Raw genomic sequence first — 18,356 nt, 5'->3', positions numbered from 1 at the left:
CCGTGTCCAGCGACCGTCCGGATCGGACGGGCGGATGTGATCAGGACAGCCGCGCCCGTCGATCCGGGGGGCTGGTGATGACCAACATCATGCGGGAGACATCGACCGGAACGCGTCAACCGTTCGGTCGACACGCCGGCGTATCGTCGTCGTTTCTCCGCCGGAGGGTCAGCCGACGATGCCCTCGGCGCGTGCCCACCGCAGCAGCTCCGCCTCCGCCTCGTCACGGTCCAGCGGCCCGCGCTCCAGGCGCAGCTCCTTCAGGTGCTGCCAGGCCCGGCCGACCACCGGCCCGGGCGGCACGCCGAGCAGCTCCATGATCGCGTTGCCGTCCAGGTCGGGCCGGACCCGGGCCAGGTCCTCCTCGGCGGCGATCCGGGCGATGCGCTCCTCCAGCGCGTCGTAGTCGGCCGCGAGCTGGGCCGCCTTGCGCCGGTTTCGGGTGGTGCAGTCGGACCGGGTGAGCTTGTGCAGCCGGGACAGCAGGTCACCGGCGTCGGTGACGTAACGGCGCACCGCCGAGTCGGTCCACTCGCCCCGGCCGTAGCCGTAGAAGCGCAGGTGCAGCCCGACCAGCTTGACCACCTGGGAGGTGATCTCCTTGGAGTAGCGCATCGCTTTCATCCGGGCCTTGGTCAGCCGGGCGCCGACCACCTCGTGGTGGTGGAAGCTGACCCGGCCGTCCGAGCCGACCGCCTTGGTGGCCGGCTTGCCGACGTCGTGCATCAGCGCGGCCATCCGCAGCACGAAGTCGCAGCCGTCCTCCTCCAGCGACATGGCGTTGCTGACCACGGTGAGCGTGTGCTCGTAGACGTCCTTGTGCTGGGCGTGTTCGTCGATGGTGAGCTTCAGGCCGGTCAGCTCGGGCAGGAAGCGCTCGGCCAGGCCGGTGTCGACCAGCAGCCGCAGCCCGGTGATCGGGTCGGCGCCGCAGAGCAGCTTGGTGAACTCGTCGCGGATCCGCTCGGCGGTGATCCGGTCCAGGTCCGTCGCCATCCGGGTCATCGCCGCCCGGACGTCCGGGTGGACGGCGAAGCGCAGCTGGGCGGCGAACCGGGCCGCCCGCAGCATCCGCAGGGGGTCGTCGCGGAACGACTCCTGCGGCGTGCCGGGGGTACGGATGACCTTGGCGGCCAGGTCGGCCAGGCCGCCGTACGGGTCGGTGAACCGGTGGTCCGGCAGGCTCACGGCCATCGCGTTCACGGTGAAGTCGCGGCGCTTCAGGTCCTCGGTCAGGCTGGTGCCGTACTGCACCACCGGGTTGCGGCTGACCTGGTCGTAGACCTCCGCGCGGAACGTGGTGATCTCCAGGTTGAGGCCGTCGCGCTGGCAGGCGATGGTGCCGAACTCCCGCCCGGTCTCCCAGATCGACTCGGCCCAGCCCCGGATGATCCGGACGGTGTCGTCCGGGTGCGCGTCGGTGCAGAAGTCGAGGTCGTTGCCGAGCCGGCCGAGCAGCGCGTCGCGGACCGATCCGCCCACCAGGTGCAGTTCGTGACCGGCCCGGGCGAACCGCCGACCCAGCTCGTCGGCGACCGGGGAGACGCGGAGCAGCTCGGCGACGGCGTTGCGCTGTGCGGCGGTCAGCTCACGGCGGTCGGCGGCGGCGGAGGCGGAGGCTTCGGACATGGGAGCGCCAGCCTATCGGGCCGGGGGTGGATCGACCGCGCCGGGCGCGGGTAACGGGTCGAGGTTGACTAAGGTTCCGGTTGTGCGGGGCCGGCGGGGCCCGGTTCCGGCGTACCCCTTGGAGGCTGTGGAGATGAGCGGCGGCGGGCTCTACCGCAGCGCGAACGCGCACGACGGCGGCCTGCCGCCGGACGACGGCGCGACCTTCATCTCGGCGGAGCCGCTGAACCAGCCCGGCGTCGAGTCGGTCGCGCCGCCGCAGGAGGTGGTCGGCGAGACCAGCGCCGCCGCGAACAGCGCGGTGATGGCGGTCGGCAGCCTGGTCAGTCGGGGCACGGGCTTCATCCGCAACCTCATGATCGGTGCGGCGTTGGGCGGCGCGCTGGTCGGTGACGCGTTCACCACCGCCATCTTCCTGCCGAACCAGGTCTACGAGTTCCTGCTCGGCGGCGTGCTCACCAGCGTGCTGATCCCGGTGCTGGTCCGGCGACGCAAGGCCGACCCGGACCGGGGCGAGGCATACTCCCAGCGGTTGCTCACGCTGGCCGTGCTGGCGCTGGCCGCCGTCGCGCTGATCGCCATGGTCGGGGCGCCGGTGCTGACCTCCATCTACGCGGGCGGCAAGGACGACAACTACCAGGGCCTCGTCACCGGCCTGTCCTACCTGATGCTGCCGATGCTGTTCTTCACCGGCGTGAGCGCGCTGATCGCCGCGGTGCTGAACACGCGCGGGCACTTCGCCGCCCCGATGTGGGCGCCGATCCTGAACAACCTCGTGGTCATCGGCGTCTGCGCGCTCTACATCGCGGTCTTCGGCGCCAAGATCATCCAGCCCGGCGAGATGGGTTGGGACCGCATCCTGCTGATCGGCGGCGGCACGCTGCTCGGAGTGGCCGTGCAGACCGCCGGCCTGCTGCCGGCGCTGCGCAAGGTCGGCTTCCGCTGGAAGTGGCGGTTCGACTTCCGCGCCCTCGGCCTGAGCGAGCTGGCCCGGCTCGGCGGCTGGATGTTCTGCTACGTCGGGGTCAACCAGCTCGGCCTCTTCGTGGTGGTCAACCTGCTCACCCGCGCCGCCGGCGGCGACAACGCCGGCCTGCTGATCTACAACAACGTCTTCCTGCTGCTGATGATGGCGCACGGCATCATCGCCGTCTCGATCATCACCGCGCTGATGCCCCGGATGAGCGCGGCCGCCGCCGAGAACCGGTTCGGCGACGTCACCGCCGACCTGTCCCGGGGCACCCGGATGGTCAGCGCGGTGCTCGCGCCCATCGCGGTCTGCTACGCGGTGCTGGCCGCCCCGATCTCCGTGGTGGTGTTCCGCTACGGCGCGTTCACCGGCGACAACGCGGTGGCCACCTCGACCGTGCTGCTGGTGGCGGCGCTCGGCCTGGTGCCGTTCGCGGTCAGCCAGCTCTTCACGTTCGCCTTCTACGCGCTGCCGGACACCCGCACCCCGGCCCTGGTCAACATCCCGGTGGTGATCCTGCGTGTCCTGCTCCAGGTGGGCCTCTTCCTGCTCTTCTCAAACACGTTCGCGGCGGCCGGGATGATGCTCGGCAACGCGGTGTCGTACCTGGCCGCGGCGATCATCTCGGCGATACTGCTGCGGCCCCGCGTGGGCCGGATCGGGCTGGGCCGGATCATGCGGACGCTGGGTCGGGTGGTGGTGGCCGCGCTGGGTGCGGCGCTGGTCGGCGTGCTCGTGGTGGCGGTGCTCCCCGGCGACCCGGCGGACCTGAGCTGGGCCGCCGCCGCGGTCCAGTTGGTGATCGGCGGCGCGGCGATCGGCGCGACCTACCTCGGGCTGGCCATGCTGCTGCGGATCGGCGAGATCACCGAGGTGGTCGGGATGGTCCGGCGGCGACTCGGGCGCTGACACGCCGCCGGTGACCGACGGTGAACGAGGATCACCAGGCTGGGGATACGGCTGTGGATAACTCGGAATTCCGCCGTCCAGTGGGCCTCTCGGCCTGTGGACAACCAACCGTACGGACGAGGGTGCCCAGGCCGGAGCCGGGAAACTGACCGGCCGCCACACCGGTACGGCCCCTGCGTCGGCTACTTGCCGTCAACCTCTAGATTGGCGGTGCGTGTCCGGGTCGGGCGCCGGCGCGGGTGTTCCGACCTGTTCGGAACCGCGCTGACTGGCTTCCCACCGGCCACAGCGGGAAGATGACATGTCGGAGAACCGGGCATCCCGGGTAAGGTCGCTCTCGACGGGTACGGCAGGTGCCGACGTGGGCGTCGGCGCCGGCGTGCCGGTTCCACCGAGGCCAGAGCGGGAAACACATGCCCAGCAACACGGGTCCATCGATCGACACGATCACCGAGGGAGGACGGGTGACCCAGGTCGGCGAGGGTCAGGAAGCGGAGGAAACCTCTCCTGCGGTCGTGACCTTCGGTGCTCCCTCGGTCGGTGAGCTCCTCGCCGAGCGCTACGAGCTGGTCGAGCACATCAACAACGACAGCGCGGGCCGGCTGGTCTGGCGCGGGGTCGACGTCATCCTGCGCCGTCCCGTCGCGGTGGTCCTCCGCTACCCGGGTGGCGACTCCGCCACCGAGATGCTCCAGGCCGCGGTCGCGGCGAGCCGGGTCATCCACCCCAACCTGGTCGGCGTCTATGACGCGATCGACGAGGACGACCGGGCGTACGTGGTCCGCGAGTGGGTGGACGGGCAGTCGCTGCGCGAGATCGTCGCCGCCGACGGCCCGATGGACCCGACCCGGGCCACCGCGATCGGCAACGCCGTCGCCAGCGCCCTCGCCGCCGTCCACGCCACCGGCATGGTGCACGGCAACCTCCACCCCGGCACCGTGATGATCAGCGACGACGGCCGGGTGGTCCTGGCCGACGCGCGCACCGACGGGGCGGACAGCCAGGAGAGCGATCTGCGGGCCGTCGGCGGGGTGCTCTACTTCGCCCTCACCGGGCACTGGCCGCACGGCGAGGCCCCGCTGCACGGCGCCACGGCCGGGCACGGCCGGGCCGCCCTGCCGGACGCCGTCCGGGACGCCAGCGGCGCCATCGCCGCGCCCCGGCAGGTACGCGCCGGCGTGCCGGCCTACCTCGACGACCTCACCATGGACCTGCTCGACCCGGAGATCGCCCCGCCCTCGTCGGACGTGCTGGCGGCCGAGCTGAGCCGGCTGGACATCCCGGCCGACGAGCAGTTCCTGGAGCAGGCCGGCCCGCTGCGCTTCACCGCCGACCCCGGCGAGGAGCCGTCGCCGCTGGCCGCCGCCGGCGGACGCCGGGTGGCCATGGGCATCGCCGGCCTCCTGGCGGTCGCCCTGATCGGGCTGCTCATCGGCGTCAACGCCCTCGGTGGCGGGGACGACGGCGACAAGGAGCCGGTGGCCCAGCCGTCCAGCAGCGCGCCCGCCGGCGGAGGCAGCAGCGAGGCCGCCGCACCGGTCCGCAAGCTCACCATCCAGGACGTCCGGGTGATCGACCCGGACAGCGGGGACCGCGCCGAGGTGCGCGACGCCGAGAAGGTCATGGACGGCAACGACGACGAGGGCTGGGAGACCCAGACCTACCGGAACAACGGCAAGTTCGGTGGCCTCAAGAAGGGCATGGGAATCTGGATCGACCTCGGTGCTCCGCACACGGTCAAGTCGCTCCAGGCCAGCCTGTCGTCCACCGGCGCGTCGGCCGAGCTGCGCGCCGGCACCAACGGTGAGTTCCCGTCCACCTCCAAGGGCGACAAGGACCTCGTCGCGGCGTACCCGACCGTGATCGGGCAGCCGTTCGAGGACCACGACGGCACCACGATGACGTTCAACGGCTTCGACCCGAGCCAGAAGTACCAGTACCTCCTCTTCTGGGTCACCGAGCTGCCGAAGAAGGACGACGGCAGCGGGTGGAAGCTCGGGGTCCAGGAGATCACGGTCCAGGGCTCGTGATCCGTCCGCCGTGCCCGTCGCGCCACCTCCGCCGGACGTGGTGATGGCGGGCTCCGGCGGCGGCGAGCCGGGCAGATCCGACCTGGAGCTGCTCCGGGCCCATGTCGCGGGCGACCGGGACGCCTTCACCGAGCTGTTCCACCGCCACCGCGACCGGCTCTGGGCGGTGGCCCTGCGGACCATCGGCGACCGCGAGGACGCGGCCGACGCGCTCCAGGACGCCATGCTGTCGGCCCACCGCGCCGCGGCCCGCTTCCGGGGCGACTCGGCGGTCACCACCTGGCTGCACCGGATCGTGGTGAACGCCTGCCTGGACCGGATGCGTCGACGTCAGACCCACGCCACCGTCCCGCTGCCCGACGGGGTGCACACCGACGGCGAACCGGGCCGGCACACCGGCGGGGTCGAGCCGGCCGCGCCCGCCCGGGACCACGAGACCGCGCTGGTGGTCCGGCAGGCGCTCGCGGCGCTGCCGGCGGAGCAGCGGGCCGCGCTGGTCCTGGTGGACGTGCAGGGCTACCCGGTGGCCGAGGTGGCCCGGATGCTCGACGTCGCCGAGGGGACGGTGAAGAGCCGCTGCGCCCGGGGCCGGGCCCGACTCGCCGTGCTTCTCGGGCACCTGCGCACCGGCTCGGACGACGCCGTGGACGTGCCCCGGGTCACGGCGGGGAACCGCCGGCCGTCCGAGGGCGTCGGATCCTCGTCGGGAGCGTCCCGGCACTCGGTCAGCCAGGAGGAGCCGTGACGTCCCGGGAGTTCAGCGAGGTCGACCACGACCTGCTCGCCGACTACCTCGGCGGGGCGCTGGACGGCACCCCCGAGCAGGCGACCGTCGCCCGGCTGGTCGAGCGGGACCCGGCGTGGCGCGAGGCGTACGCGAGCCTGGCCCACGCGGTCGACCTGGTGCACGCCGACCTGGCCGACTGGGCCGCCGAGCCCGCGCCGGAGATGCCGGTGGCGGTGGCGGACCGGATCACCGCCGCGCTCGCCGGCGCCGGACCGGCACCGGCCACCGACCCGGACCGCGCGCTGCGGGACGTCGTACCGGCACAGCCGGGCCGGGTGACCCGCCCGCCGGGCGCGGCGGAGCGGCCCGGGCGGAGCACCGGTCCGGGCCGACGCTCCCGACGCTGGGCCCGACTGGCCGGCCCGGTGGCGCTGGCCGCGGCCTCGGTCGCGGCGGTGGGCCTGGGTGTGGGCCGGCTGGCGGACGTGGGGGGTGACAGCTCCGGCAGCACTGCCGACCGGGCGGCCGGGGAGGCGGCCCCGATGGCCGCCGCGCCCTACCGGACGACCGGGCCGACGCTGCGCAGCGGCACGGACTGGACCCCGGAGCGCCTCGCCGGCAGCCGGGCCGCCGCCGCCGCAGCCGTCCCGTCGCCGAAGTCGATGCGACCGGACATGGCTGGGCCGTCGGGTGCGGCGGACGACGGCCGGCAGACCCCGCTCTCCGCCGAGAAGAACCGCCTCGGCGCCGTCGGCGGGCTGGACCGGCTGGCCCGGCCCGAGGCGCTGGCCGGCTGCCTGACCGCGATCGGCGCCGAGCACGGCGCCCCACCCCTCACCGTCGACCTGGTCGACTACGCCCGGTTCCAGGGCGCGCCGGCGCTGGTGGTGACGTTCTCCGACGCCGGCGGCACCCGATGGGGGTGGGTGAGCGGCCCGGAATGCGGCGTACCCGGGTCCGGCGCGGACACCCGGTTCCGTACGCGGGTAGGGTGAAACCGCGGTCACCGCGCCTGTCCCGCCACGTGACGTGACCCACCGGATGACCGGCTCGGGAATCCCCGCTTCGTACGATGGCGTTCTGCAAGTCAGGCGCCGGCGCCTCGGAGAGCCGTCGGCACTAGGGATCGACATCGGTGCGCACCGGTGACGAACACACACATCGGGAGACGGCAGTGGACGAGGTCCGCAACCTGATCATCATCGGCTCCGGGCCGGCCGGTTACACCGCGGCGGTCTACGCCGCGCGTGCCAACCTCAAGCCGCTGGTGATCGAGGGCGTGCAGTCCGGTGGCGCGCTGATGACCACCACCGAGGTGGAGAACTTCCCCGGCTTCGCGGACGGCATCCTCGGCCCCGAGCTGATGGACAACATGCGTAAGCAGGCCGAGCGGTTCGGTGCCGAGTTCCTCACCGACGACGTGACCCGGGTCGAGCTGAAGGACACCGGCGAGATCGGCTCCGACGCGGTGAGCACCGTCTGGGTGGGCGAGACCGCCTACCGGGCCCGGGCCGTCATCCTCTCCACCGGCTCCGCGTGGCGTCCGCTGGGCGTGCCGGGCGAGCAGGAATACCTGGGCCACGGTGTGTCGTCCTGTGCCACCTGTGACGGCTTCTTCTTCCGCAACCAGCACATCGTGGTGGTCGGCGGCGGCGACTCGGCCATGGAGGAGGCGAGCTTCCTCACCCGCTTCGCCGAGTCGGTGACGATCCTGCACCGCCGCGACTCGTTCCGCGCCAGCAAGATCATGGCCGAGCGGGCGCTGGGCAACGAGAAGATCAAGGTCGAGTGGAACACCACCGTCGAGGAGATCCTCGGCGAGGACGGCAAGGTCAGCGGCGTCCGGGTGCGCAACGTGCACACCGGCGAGAGCAAGGTGCTCGACGTCACCGGCGTCTTCGTGGCGATCGGTCACGACCCGCGCAGCGAGCTGTTCCGCGGCCAGGTCGAGATGGACGACGAGGGTTACGTGAAGGTCCAGGCGCCGAGCACCCGCACGAACGTGCCGGGCGTGTTCGCCGCCGGCGACCTGGTCGACCACACCTACCGGCAGGCCATCACGGCCGCCGGCACCGGGTGCGCCGCCGCGCTGGACGCCGAGCGCTTCATCGCCACCCTGCAGGGCTGAGAATTTTCACGAGGAGGAGGGGTTTCATAGTGGGAGCCACCAAGGCGGTCACGGACGCGAGCTTCGCGAGCGACGTGCTGAAGTCCGACAAGCCGGTTCTGGTCGACTTCTGGGCGGAGTGGTGCGGTCCGTGCCGCAAGGTCTCGCCGCTGCTGGAGGAGATCGCGGGCGAGATGGCTGACCAGGTCACCATCGTCAAGCTCAACATCGACGAGAACCCCGAGACGGCGCGCACCTACCGGGTGATGTCCGTGCCGACGCTGACCATCTTCAAGAACGGCGAGCCGGTCCAGTCGATCGCCGGGGCCAAGCCCAAGGGCGAGCTGGTCCGACTCATCGAGTCGGCGCTCTGACCCGGACCGACACCGTCGGAAGCCCCGTCACCCCACCCGGGTGGCGGGGCTTCCGGCTTTCCTGACCTGCGTGAACACGAACCCGGACAGTGACGGGTCACGGTACGCTCCGTAAGCGTCCGTCGGAGTTCCCGGTCCGCCAACGTCCGTGCAGAGGGGGTCGTCGTGCGTCCGATCCGACCCGGTGACCGGGGACCCGCGGTGGCCGAGATCCGCACCGTCCTCGCCGGCCTGGAACTTCTCCCGGCCGACGGCCCGGGCCACGACGACTACGACACCGCGACGGAACGCGCCGTCCGTGCCTTCCAGCAGTCCCGGGGCCTCAGCGTCGACGGGAGGGTCGGCGCGGAGACCTGGCGGGCGCTGGACGCGGCGCGCTGGCGGTTCGGCGCCCGCGCCCTCTACCACGCCGTGCCCGAGCCGCTCACCGGCGAGGACGTCCGGTCCCTCCAGGAACGTCTGCTGGAGATGGGGTACGACGTCGGCCGGGCCGACGCCATCTACGGCATCCGCACCTCCCGGGCGGTGGCCCAGTTCCAGCGCGAGATGGGGCTCAAGCCGGACGGCTCCTGCGGTCCGCACACCGTCAACGCGCTGCGCCGCCTCGGCCGCAAGGTCGTCGGCGGGCGGCCGCAGTGGCTGCGCGAGTCCGACGCCATCCGCCAGGCCGGCCCGACCCTGGTCGGCCGGACCGTGGTGATCGACCCGGGTCACGGCGGCACCGACCCCGGCGTGGTGGTGCCGGACGGCACGCTGCGCTGGACCGAGGCGGACCTGGTGCACGACCTGGCCAGCCGACTGGAGGGACGGCTCGCCGCCGCCGGCGTACGGGTGCAGCTGACCCGCGGTCCGTCACCGGCGGCCTGCCTGCCCGACGCGGACCGGGCCCAGCTGGCCAACTCGCTCGGCGCCGACGTGTTCATCTCGCTGCACGTCGACGGGCACGCCAACCCGGAGGCCGACGGCGTCGCGACCTACCACTACGGCACCGACAACGGCGTCACCTCGGCCACCGGGGAACGCCTGGCCGGGCTGGTGCAACGGGAGATCGTGGCCCGCACCGGGCTGCGCGACTGCCGCACCCACGCGAAGGCGTGGGAGCTGCTGCGCCTCACCCGGATGCCGGCGGTCCGCGTCGAGGTGGGCTACCTGACCTCACCGGACGACCTGGGCCGGCTGGTCGACCCCCGGTTCCGGGACCGGGTCGTCGAGGCGATCGTGGCCGGGGTGCAGCGGATGTACCTGCCGATCGAGCGGGACGTGCCGACCGGCTCGATCGACGTGAGCGAGCTGCGGGCGATCGTGGCCGCCGGCACCGTGGTCGACTGACCGGGTCAGCTCGTCGAGCGGGTGGCCGGCGCCGGCCGCACCGGGCGCAGCAGCGTCTCCGGGCTCATCGAGCCGAGCAGCTTCTCCAACGCGTACTCGACGTCGGACTTCCAGCTCAGCGCCGTGCGCAGTTCCAGCCGCAGCCGCGGGTAGCGCGGGTGCGGGCGGACGGTCTTGAAGCCCACCGAGAGGAAGAAGTCGACCGGCGCGAGGCACGCCCGGGTCGGGCTGTCCGCGTCGTCGCCGAACTTGGCGTCACCGAACGCCTCGATCGCCTTGATGCCGCGCTTGGTCAGGTCGCGGGCCACGCCCTGGACGAGCATCCGGCCCAGGCCGCCGTCGGCGAAGGCGGGCACCACGTGCGCCGTCATCAACAGCGCCGCGTCCGCCGAGACCGGCGAGGTGGGAAAGGCCATCGAGCGCGGGACGTACGCCGGTGGGGCGTACATGACGAAACCGGCCGGCATGCCGTCGACGTAGACCAGCTTGCCGCAGGAGCCCCACTCCAGCAGTGTCTGGGAGACCCACGCCTCCTTCTCCAGGCCCGGGTCGCCGGCCGCGCAGGCCCGCTCGGCGGAAACCGGATCCAGCTCCCAGTAGACGCACCGCCGGCAGGATCGGGGAAGGTCCTCCAGGGTGTCCAGGGTCAGGCTGACCAGACGTCGCGACATGAGCGCACCCCACCAACAAGTCTCGGAGCGTCGGCCTGCGCGGTGTCCCGCAGCCCTCCTGCCCCCGACGAGCGATCGTACGCCGCCACCCGCCGGTACGGGAGAGGACGCGCGAACCTCCACCCGGGCGGCGGACCGCCGGTCCGGGATGTGGACGTGTCCACACGGTGGGTCCCGTGACGGTCACCAGGGACTACGATCGACCAACCGGCCGCGCGCGCCGCCAATGGATGCCGGCATCGCGGGTACCACACCGGGCGGCAGCCCCGCCGACACCCGATCGAGGTGATGTCATGACCGGCACGACGCTCGACGACTACACCGACCGGTACGCCCGGCGCGTCCGGGGGATGACCGCGTCGGAGATCCGGGCACTCTTCGCGGTCGCCAGCCGCCCGGAGGTCGTCTCGCTCGCCGGTGGGGCTCCCTACATCGCGGCGCTGCCGCTGGACGCGGTCGGCGAGATGCTCGGCCGGCTCGGCGCGGAGCACGGCGCCACCACCCTCCAGTACGGCATCGGCCAGGGCACCCCGGAGCTGCGTGAGCGGATCTGCGAGGTGATGTCCCTGTCCGGGATCGACGCGTCGTGCGGCGCCTCCCCGGAGGACGTGGTGGTGACCGTCGGCGGTCAGCAGGCGCTCGACCTGGTGGCCCGCCTCTTCCTGGACCCGGGTGACGTGGTGCTCGCCGAGGGCCCGACGTACGTCGGCGCGCTCGGGGTGTTCCAGGCCGCCCAGGCTCAGGTGGCCCACGTGCCGATGGACGACGAGGGGCTCATCCCGGAGGCGTTGGAGGTGGCGATCGCCGACCTGGCCCGGGCCGGCCGGCGGGTGAAGTTCCTCTACACCATCCCGACCTACCAGAACCCGACCGGCGTGACGTTGAGCGAGGAGCGGCGGGAGCGGGTGCTCGACATCTGTGAGCGCGCGGGGCTGCTCGTGGTGGAGGACGACCCGTACGGTCAGCTCGGTTTCTCCGGTGAGGCGCCCGCGCCGCTGCGGGCCCGGCGGCGCGACGGCGTCTTCTACCTGAGCACGTTCTCCAAGACCTTCGCGCCCGGTCTGCGGGTGGGCTGGATCCTCGCCCCGCACGCGGTCCGCGACAAGCTGGTCATCGCCAGCGAGGCGCAGATCCTCTGTCCCAGCGGCTACGCGCAGGCGGCCGTCTCGACCTACCTGGGCACGATGCCGTGGCGGCAGCAGCTCAAGGTCTACCGGGAGGTCTACCGCGAGCGCCGGGACGCGCTGCTCGACGCGATGGCCGACCTGATGCCGGAGGGCACCACCTGGACCACGCCGGGTGGCGGCCTGTTCGTCTGGGCGACCCTGCCCGAGGGCCTCGACTCCAAGGCGATGATGCCGCGCGCCGTGGCCGCCCGGGTCGCGTACGTGCCGGGAACCGGTTTCTACGCGGACGGCACGGGCGCCGGGAACATGCGGCTCAACTTCTCCTTCCCGCCGCCGGAGCGGATCCGGGAGGGCGTCCGCCGGCTGGCCGGCGTGATGGAGCAGGAGATCGCGATGCGGAAGGTCTTCGGTGCGGTCGGCGGCGCCGGTCCGCGCCGACGCCAGGGCGGCTCGGACGCGCCCGGCCCCGACTTGGCATGATTCCCGCATGGCCGACAGCCCTGCCGCACCGACTCCCGTGACCGGACCCACCTCCGACGAGCTGCGCGTGCTGGTGCTCGCCGGCGGACTCTCCTACGAACGGGACGTCTCGTTGCGGTCGGGCCGCCGGGTGCTCGACGCGCTGCGCGCGGTCGGCGTGGAGGCGGACCTCCGGGACGCCGACGTCGCGCTGCTCCCCGCCCTGACCGCCGACCCGCCGGACGCGGTGGTGATCGCCCTGCACGGCGCGACCGGCGAGGACGGCTCGCTGCGCGGCGTCCTCGACCTCTGCGACGTGCCCTACGTCGGCTGCGACGCCCGCTCCTCCCGGCTCGCCTGGGACAAGCCGTCGGCCAAGGCGGTGCTGCGCGAGGCGGGCATCCCCACCCCCGACTGGGTGGCCCTGCCGCACGACCGTTTCTCCGAGCTGGGTGCGGTGGCGGTGCTGGACCGGATCGTCGACCGCCTCGGGCTGCCGCTGATGGTCAAGCCGGCGCAGGGCGGGTCGGGCCTGGGCGCCGCCGTGGTCCGGGAGGCCGCGTCGCTGCCGGCCGCGATGGTCGGCTGCTTCGCCTACGACCAGACGGCGCTGGTGGAGCGCTACGTGCCCGGGATGGACGTCGCGGTCTCCGTGCTCGACCTGGGCGAGGGGCCGCGAGCCCTGCCGCCGGTGGAGATCGTGCCGCGCAACGGCGTCTACGACTACGCCGCCCGCTACACGGCGGGACGCACCACGTGGCACGCCCCCGCCCGACTCGACGCCGCGACCACCGCGCAGGTGACCGAGGTGGCGCTCGCCGCACACACCGCCCTCGGCCTGCGGGACCTGTCCCGGGTCGACCTGATCGTCGACGCGGAGGGCCGGCCGCACGTGCTGGAGGTCAACGTGTCGCCGGGCATGACCGAGACCTCGCTGCTGCCGCTCGCCATCCAGGCGGCCGGGCTCGACTTCGGCCGGGTGCTCGGCACGCTGGTGAGCCGGGCCGCCCGCCGCCGCTGACCCGAGTCAGCCGGCGGTACGCGCCGACGCCGCCCGCCCGCCGTTCCCGGCGGACCGGCCGTCCTCGTCCGTGACGCCGGCGGACGGCTCGTCGCTCCCACCCTCCGGCTCGTCGCCCACGTCCGCGCGTCCGGCGGTTCCGGTCTCGGCGCTCCCGCTCTCCTCGCCCACCGGATCACCGTCGGCGTGCTCGTCGGCGGCGGCATCGGCGGGGTGGCCGCTGCGCATCTCCAGGTCTTCCGCGACATCCGCCTCGGCGGTCTGCTCCGCGGCCTCCGACTCGGGGATCTCGTCCGCCGCCTCGATCACCGACGCGGACTCCTCCTCGGGCTCCTCGGTCACGCTCGTGGGCGACGGGGAGAGGGTGGACGGCGCCTCCCACCGGATGCGGGGCGGCTCGGCGAGCGGACGGCCACCGAACTCGGCGAGCCACGCGGCGACCATGGCGAGGTTCTCCCGCCACTGCTCCTCGGAGATCGGCGGCAGGATCGAGTCCCAGAGCGACAGGAACGTGCCCCGCAGTTGCAGTCGCCCGTACGGCCGGGCCAGGAACCACATGTGCAGGTGCGCCGAGCCGTCGCCCCACCGGTTGACGTGCACCCGGGCCACCCCGTCCAGCGAGCGGACGGCCCGCTCCAGACGGACGGTCATCACGCCCAGCTCGGCGGCGAGGAGGTTCGGCAGGTCACCGAGATCGAGGTGGGAGCGGGACTCCAGGATCAGCACCATCGGCAGCCCGGTCGGCCGGTCCATGGCGCGCACCCGCCACCGTTCGCCGACCCAGATGTACGCCTCGTCGGGCGCGTTGCAGGCGGTGCACTCGCGGTCCGCCTCTCCCCGGCGGGGAGGTTCGACCGCGACGGGATCGTCGATCTGCTTGACGCGGAGATCGCCCTCGAAGGGGAAGGAGGGCCACTGGGTGAAGTCCGGGACTGAGGGAGGGGTGTCCTGCACGACGCTGACCCTAACCGAGTTGGCGACGCCTGTCCCTACCCGTTCCCCCGGGCCATCGGTAGTTGAGCGACGATCCACAGCCCTTGTCCACCACGTTGTCCACAGGGTGCCGAGATCACCAGTACGGACCGTCATCCACAGCTCAGCAACGGTTTCCGCGCCGTGTTTCACGTGAAACGGAGCCAGCCTGTGGACAACGCCTGTGGATAACCGAGGGAGATCGTTCGGATCCTCGGCCCTCCCCTCTCAACGAGCGACGCATCGATCCGTGCCGGCGTTGTCGGTGCGGAAAGGTGGCGGTAGTCGCGGCCGGGACTCCGGGGGCTTTCGTCGCCGACCGCCGGCTGCTGCGGCGTTCGTTTCACGTGAAACCGGGCCACGGAAATGACGGGGCGCAACGGGTGCGGACCCGGTCCCAGGCCCGTGCGGCGGGCCGGTCAGGGTAGCCGCCGACAGGAGGGGCGTTCGGGGCGTCCGGCTCCCCTCCGCCGTTTCACGTGAAACGGCGGCCTCAGGTGCCCAGGAAGCCCGTTCCGGGGCGAATGCCTCCTGAGACCCCGGCTCGGCGATCTCGCCTGCCTGGTGACGACTCAGCGGCCTGGGCGCGTCAAGGCGGCGGCGGGGGTGGGGCGACGCGCAATCTCTGGGCTGAGGGCAGGGGGCGAGCGGGCGCTCGCGATGTCGGCCGACTCTCTGCCGTTGGCGGTCCGCCATCCCGAGGGTGCCGGTTCGACGCCGTCCGCTCGCCCGACCCCGAGCAGTGACGGCCGACGTCGGACCGCGAGCAGTGACGGCCGACGTCGGACCGCGAGCAGTGACGGCCGACGTCGGACCGCGAGCAGTGACGGCCGACGTCGGACCGCGAGCAGTGACGGCCGACGTCGGACCGCGAGCAGTGACGGCCGACGTCGGTCGGGCAGCAGCGACGGCGGTCGGCCTCCGCGCCGGGACGCCGACCGTCCGCCGTTACCGGTCCGGCTGGGCGGGGGTGGCGGGGAGGTGGGGGCCTCGGCGGAGAGGCGGTCCGTCGACGGTCGGCCCGGCGGCCCGGCCCGCAGGACGCCAAAGCCGGCGATCCGCCAGCCGGCCCGCCCGACACAGGACGGCTCGACGCACGGTGGACCGTCACAGGTCGGCACGGCCGCTCGGCGAACTCGGGGATGTGGTGACCGACGACGGTTGGGCCGGGAGCCGCTGTCGCCCGAGCCCACCAACAGCCCTGCCCCTCGAAGGCCAGGCGATCCAGGACGGGTCGCGAGTGGCGGACTGTGAACCCCAGACGCGATCCCCTGTCAGCCGCCGGGGTGCAGTACTGGCCCACCCCCGCCGGTCGGACGCCGTCACGACCGCCACCTCGGTCGGCTGACGACCGTCGCGCCCCTCCGACAATCCCCTCTTTCTGCTTTCGACATCCAGGTTGGCCGTTTCACGTGAAACCGGCCGCCAGCGAGGGGCACGGGGCACCGTTCACCCTGGCCGCCCGTTGCGGACATCGGCTCGGCTCGCAGCTCGCCGAGGACCGAGCAACGCGGAGACTCGCGAGACGCCGGACCGAACGAGTCCGGCCGCACCTCCCTCACGGGCGGTGCGGCCGGGAACGAACGAGGGGGCCGGAACTCAGTCGCCGGATTGCTCTTCCTCGCCCACGCCGATGATGCCGACGATCCGCTCAAGGTCGTCGACGGTCGCGAACTCGATCGTGATCTTGCCCTTGCTCCGGCCGATGTCGACCTTCACCCGGGTGTCGAACCGGTCCGAGAGCCGGTCGGCCAGATCGGAGAGCGCGGGGGCGTGTGGCTTGGTCCGCCGCTTCGCCGCGGGTGCCTTCGCCGGTCCGTCCGCGAGCGCCAGCGCCACCAGTTCCTCGGTGCCGCGTACCGAGATGCCCTCGGCGACGATCCGGGTGGCGAGATGCTCCTGGGCCTCGGCGTCCTCCAGGCTGAGCAACGCCCGGGCGTGACCGGCCGAAAGCACGCCGGCGGCGACCCTGCGCTGTACGGCGGCCGGGAGGTTCATCAGCCGGATGGTGTTGGAGATCTGCGGGCGGCTGCGGCCGATCCGCCGAGCCAACTCCTCGTGGGTGGCCCCGAACTCCTCCAGCAGTTGCTGGTACGCGGCCGCCTCTTCGAGCGGGTTCAGGTTGGCGCGGTGGATGTTCTCCAGCAGCGCGTCCCGGAGCATCGCGTCGTCCTTGGTCTCCCGGACGATCGCCGGAATGTTCTCCCGGCCGACCGCCTGGGCGGCGCGCCAGCGCCGCTCACCCATGACGAGTTCGTACTTCTCCGGGTCGAGCTGCCGGACGACGATCGGCTGGAGGAAGCCGACCTCCTGGATCGAGGTCTTGAGCTCCTCCAGCGCGTCCTCGTCGAAGACGTGCCGGGGCTGCTTCGGGTTCGGCACGATGGCGTCGACCGGGATCTCGGCGAAGCGGGCGCCCGGCACCGGGCTCAGCTGAGGCTCCGGCGCGACGGCGGGGGACGCGGTCCCGCCGCTCGCTCGGGTGACTGCTGCCGTGGCGCCGTTGGCGGGGGTCACCGACGCGGGGGTCGCCGCCGTCGACTCGCCACCTTCCGAGTCGGCTCCTGCCACCGGCCCGGTGGGGATGAGGGCACCGAGCCCTCGGCCCAGACCGCCGCGGGGACGGTTCTTCATGCGACGCCTCCCAGCGACATCTCCGCACTACGCATTCCGGCTCACCGGCTCCTTGACGCCTCGCTCGGCGATCTCCTGGGCGGCCTCGAAGTAGCTCGTGGCACCCCGCGAACCGGGATCGTAGGTCATCACCGACTGGCCGTAGCTGGGCGCCTCGGAGACCCGCACGTTCCGGGGGATGACAGCCTGCAGCACCTTGTCCCCGAAGTGGTTCCGGACGTCCTGCTCCACCGCGTCGGCCAGCCGGGTACGCCGGTCGTACATGGTCAGCAGGATGGTCGAGACCTCGAGCTGCGGGTTCAGGTGCTGGCGTACCAGGTTGATGTTGTTGATCAGCTGGTTGAGCCCTTCCAGCGCGTAGTACTCGCACTGGATGGGGATCAGCACCTCTTGCGCGGCCACGAGCGCGTTGACCGTCAGGAGGCCGAGCGAGGGCGGGCAGTCGATGAAGACGTAGTCGAAGTGACCGGGGTACGCGGCGATGGCCCGCGCCAGGCGGGACTCCCGGGCGACCACCGAGACCAGCTCGATCTCGGCACCGGCCAGATCTATGGTGGCGGGCACGCACCACAGGTTGGGGATGCCCTCCACCGCCTGGGCCACCTCCTCCAGCGGCACGCTGTCGATGAGGCAGTCGTAGACGTCCGGCACGCCCGTGTGGTGCGGCACGTTGAGCCCGGTGGACGCGTTGCCCTGCGGGTCGAGGTCGACCACGAGCACCCGGTTGCCGTGCAGCGCGAGCGCCACCGCCAAGTTCACAGTGGTGGTGGTCTTGCCCACGCCACCTTTCTGGTTGGCGACGCACATCACCCGGGTCCGGTCGGGGCGCGGCATGGTGACCTCGCCACTGGGATTCAGGATCTGCACGGCGCGCATCGCCTCCATAGCCAACGGTGGGTCATCCTCTTCGCGCGTCGGGGTTTCACGTGAAACGTACGTGGTGGTCCCGGTGTCGTCCCCGTACCCGGCTGCCGGTGGCGTGTCGGCCGGCACGGCCGACACGGGGGCGGAGTCAGGGGTGGGCTGATGCGGCACTGCGGACACCGGCGGTTGGGGCTCGAACCGGCCCGACACCGCCGCGTTCCCCCGCGCGACCGCCGGACGGGGGGTCGGCGCGTTCACCGGGCCCTCGCTCGGGTCGAGCGGGTCGCGGGCCGGCGGCACGTTGACCGGAACAGAAGACACCGGGCGTACGGCGCCCGCCGCGGGAGCGTCCCGCCGCGGCGTCGGGTCGACGGGCTGATGCGGTGCCGCGTCGTGGGGATCGTTCACCACCCACTCCTGGTAGCTGGTTTCACGTGAAACGGGATCACCGGTGGGTTGCCCGTCGGGCCCGGTCAGCCGTGGATCGTCGTACCTGCCGTCGTCATGCACCTGTCATCCCTACCCGCTCCGGA

Annotated in this window: 14 protein-coding genes; 9 read left to right on the top strand and 5 right to left on the bottom strand. The window is 72.6% G+C overall.

Going from position 1 to position 18,356, the window contains the following annotated elements:
* Window positions 1–168 precede the first annotated feature (168 nt).
* The gene (locus tag GA0070622_RS02415) at window positions 169–1,629 is read right to left on the bottom strand and encodes a CCA tRNA nucleotidyltransferase (protein ID WP_091567719.1); all 1,461 of its coding nucleotides are present in this window, start codon (window positions 1,627–1,629) and stop codon (window positions 169–171) included.
* A gap of 133 nt (window positions 1,630–1,762) precedes the next feature.
* On the opposite strand from GA0070622_RS02415, the gene murJ reads away from it, so the two are divergent.
* The 7 genes from murJ to GA0070622_RS02380 all read left to right on the top strand — a co-directional run bounded on the left by murJ (window position 1,763) and on the right by GA0070622_RS02380 (window position 10,075).
* The gene (murJ, locus tag GA0070622_RS02410; protein WP_091576777.1) at window positions 1,763–3,508 is read left to right on the top strand and encodes a murein biosynthesis integral membrane protein MurJ; all 1,746 of its coding nucleotides are present in this window, start codon (window positions 1,763–1,765) and stop codon (window positions 3,506–3,508) included.
* A gap of 413 nt (window positions 3,509–3,921) precedes the next feature.
* Entirely contained in the window at window positions 3,922–5,538 is a 1,617-nt protein-coding gene (locus tag GA0070622_RS02405; RefSeq protein ID WP_091567714.1) for a protein kinase family protein, read from the top strand.
* 43 nt (window positions 5,539–5,581) lie between these two features.
* On the top strand, window positions 5,582–6,283 hold the full coding sequence (sigM, locus tag GA0070622_RS02400) for an RNA polymerase sigma factor SigM (RefSeq protein WP_091567709.1): 702 nt from the start codon (window positions 5,582–5,584) through the stop codon (window positions 6,281–6,283).
* Window positions 6,280–7,260 carry a hypothetical protein gene (locus GA0070622_RS02395; RefSeq protein ID WP_091567706.1) on the top strand — a complete coding sequence of 327 codons (981 nt, stop codon included), beginning with the start codon at window positions 6,280–6,282 and terminating at the stop codon, window positions 7,258–7,260. The genes sigM and GA0070622_RS02395 overlap by 4 nt, the downstream gene beginning before the upstream one ends.
* Window positions 7,261–7,439: 179 nt before the next feature.
* Window positions 7,440–8,393, top strand: a complete 954-nt coding sequence (gene trxB, locus GA0070622_RS02390; protein WP_091567702.1) for a thioredoxin-disulfide reductase — start codon at window positions 7,440–7,442, stop codon at window positions 8,391–8,393.
* A 29-nt stretch (window positions 8,394–8,422) separates the two neighbouring features.
* The gene (gene trxA / locus GA0070622_RS02385; protein ID WP_091567699.1) at window positions 8,423–8,746 is read left to right on the top strand and encodes a thioredoxin; all 324 of its coding nucleotides are present in this window, start codon (window positions 8,423–8,425) and stop codon (window positions 8,744–8,746) included.
* A gap of 165 nt (window positions 8,747–8,911) precedes the next feature.
* Window positions 8,912–10,075 carry an N-acetylmuramoyl-L-alanine amidase gene (locus GA0070622_RS02380; protein ID WP_091567695.1) on the top strand — a complete coding sequence of 388 codons (1,164 nt, stop codon included), beginning with the start codon at window positions 8,912–8,914 and terminating at the stop codon, window positions 10,073–10,075.
* A gap of 5 nt (window positions 10,076–10,080) precedes the next feature.
* Here GA0070622_RS02380 and GA0070622_RS02375 read toward each other — a convergent pair whose 3' ends face one another.
* A complete protein-coding gene (locus GA0070622_RS02375) occupies window positions 10,081–10,746 on the bottom strand; it encodes a GNAT family N-acetyltransferase (RefSeq protein ID WP_091567690.1) in 666 nt (221 codons plus the stop codon).
* Window positions 10,747–11,039: 293 nt separating this feature from the next.
* Here GA0070622_RS02375 and GA0070622_RS02370 point away from each other — a divergent pair, with 293 nt between their 5' ends.
* On the top strand, window positions 11,040–12,353 hold the full coding sequence (locus tag GA0070622_RS02370; RefSeq protein ID WP_091567686.1) for an aminotransferase-like domain-containing protein: 1,314 nt from the start codon (window positions 11,040–11,042) through the stop codon (window positions 12,351–12,353).
* Window positions 12,354–12,360: 7 nt separating this feature from the next.
* Complete coding sequence (locus GA0070622_RS02365) at window positions 12,361–13,353, top strand: D-alanine--D-alanine ligase family protein (RefSeq protein ID WP_091567682.1); 993 nt, start codon at window positions 12,361–12,363, stop codon at window positions 13,351–13,353.
* Window positions 13,354–13,359: 6 nt separating this feature from the next.
* Here GA0070622_RS02365 and GA0070622_RS32950 read toward each other — a convergent pair whose 3' ends face one another.
* From GA0070622_RS32950 to GA0070622_RS33405, 3 genes are all read right to left on the bottom strand, one after another.
* Window positions 13,360–14,307: a hypothetical protein gene (locus GA0070622_RS32950; RefSeq protein ID WP_245666103.1), complete on the bottom strand. Its 948-nt coding sequence runs from the start codon at window positions 14,305–14,307 to the stop codon at window positions 13,360–13,362.
* Window positions 14,308–15,924: 1,617 nt separating this feature from the next.
* Window positions 15,925–16,959 carry a ParB/RepB/Spo0J family partition protein gene (locus tag GA0070622_RS02355; RefSeq protein WP_091567677.1) on the bottom strand — a complete coding sequence of 345 codons (1,035 nt, stop codon included), beginning with the start codon at window positions 16,957–16,959 and terminating at the stop codon, window positions 15,925–15,927.
* A gap of 27 nt (window positions 16,960–16,986) precedes the next feature.
* The gene (locus tag GA0070622_RS33405) at window positions 16,987–18,333 is read right to left on the bottom strand and encodes a ParA family protein (protein WP_091567673.1); all 1,347 of its coding nucleotides are present in this window, start codon (window positions 18,331–18,333) and stop codon (window positions 16,987–16,989) included.
* Window positions 18,334–18,356 lie beyond the last annotated feature (23 nt).

Source organism: Micromonospora sediminicola (assembly GCF_900089585.1).
GTDB classification, from domain to species: Bacteria; Actinomycetota; Actinomycetes; order Mycobacteriales; family Micromonosporaceae; genus Micromonospora; species Micromonospora sediminicola.
Note: the sequence above shows the minus strand (reverse complement) of the source record. Positions and strands in the feature narration are given on the sequence as shown.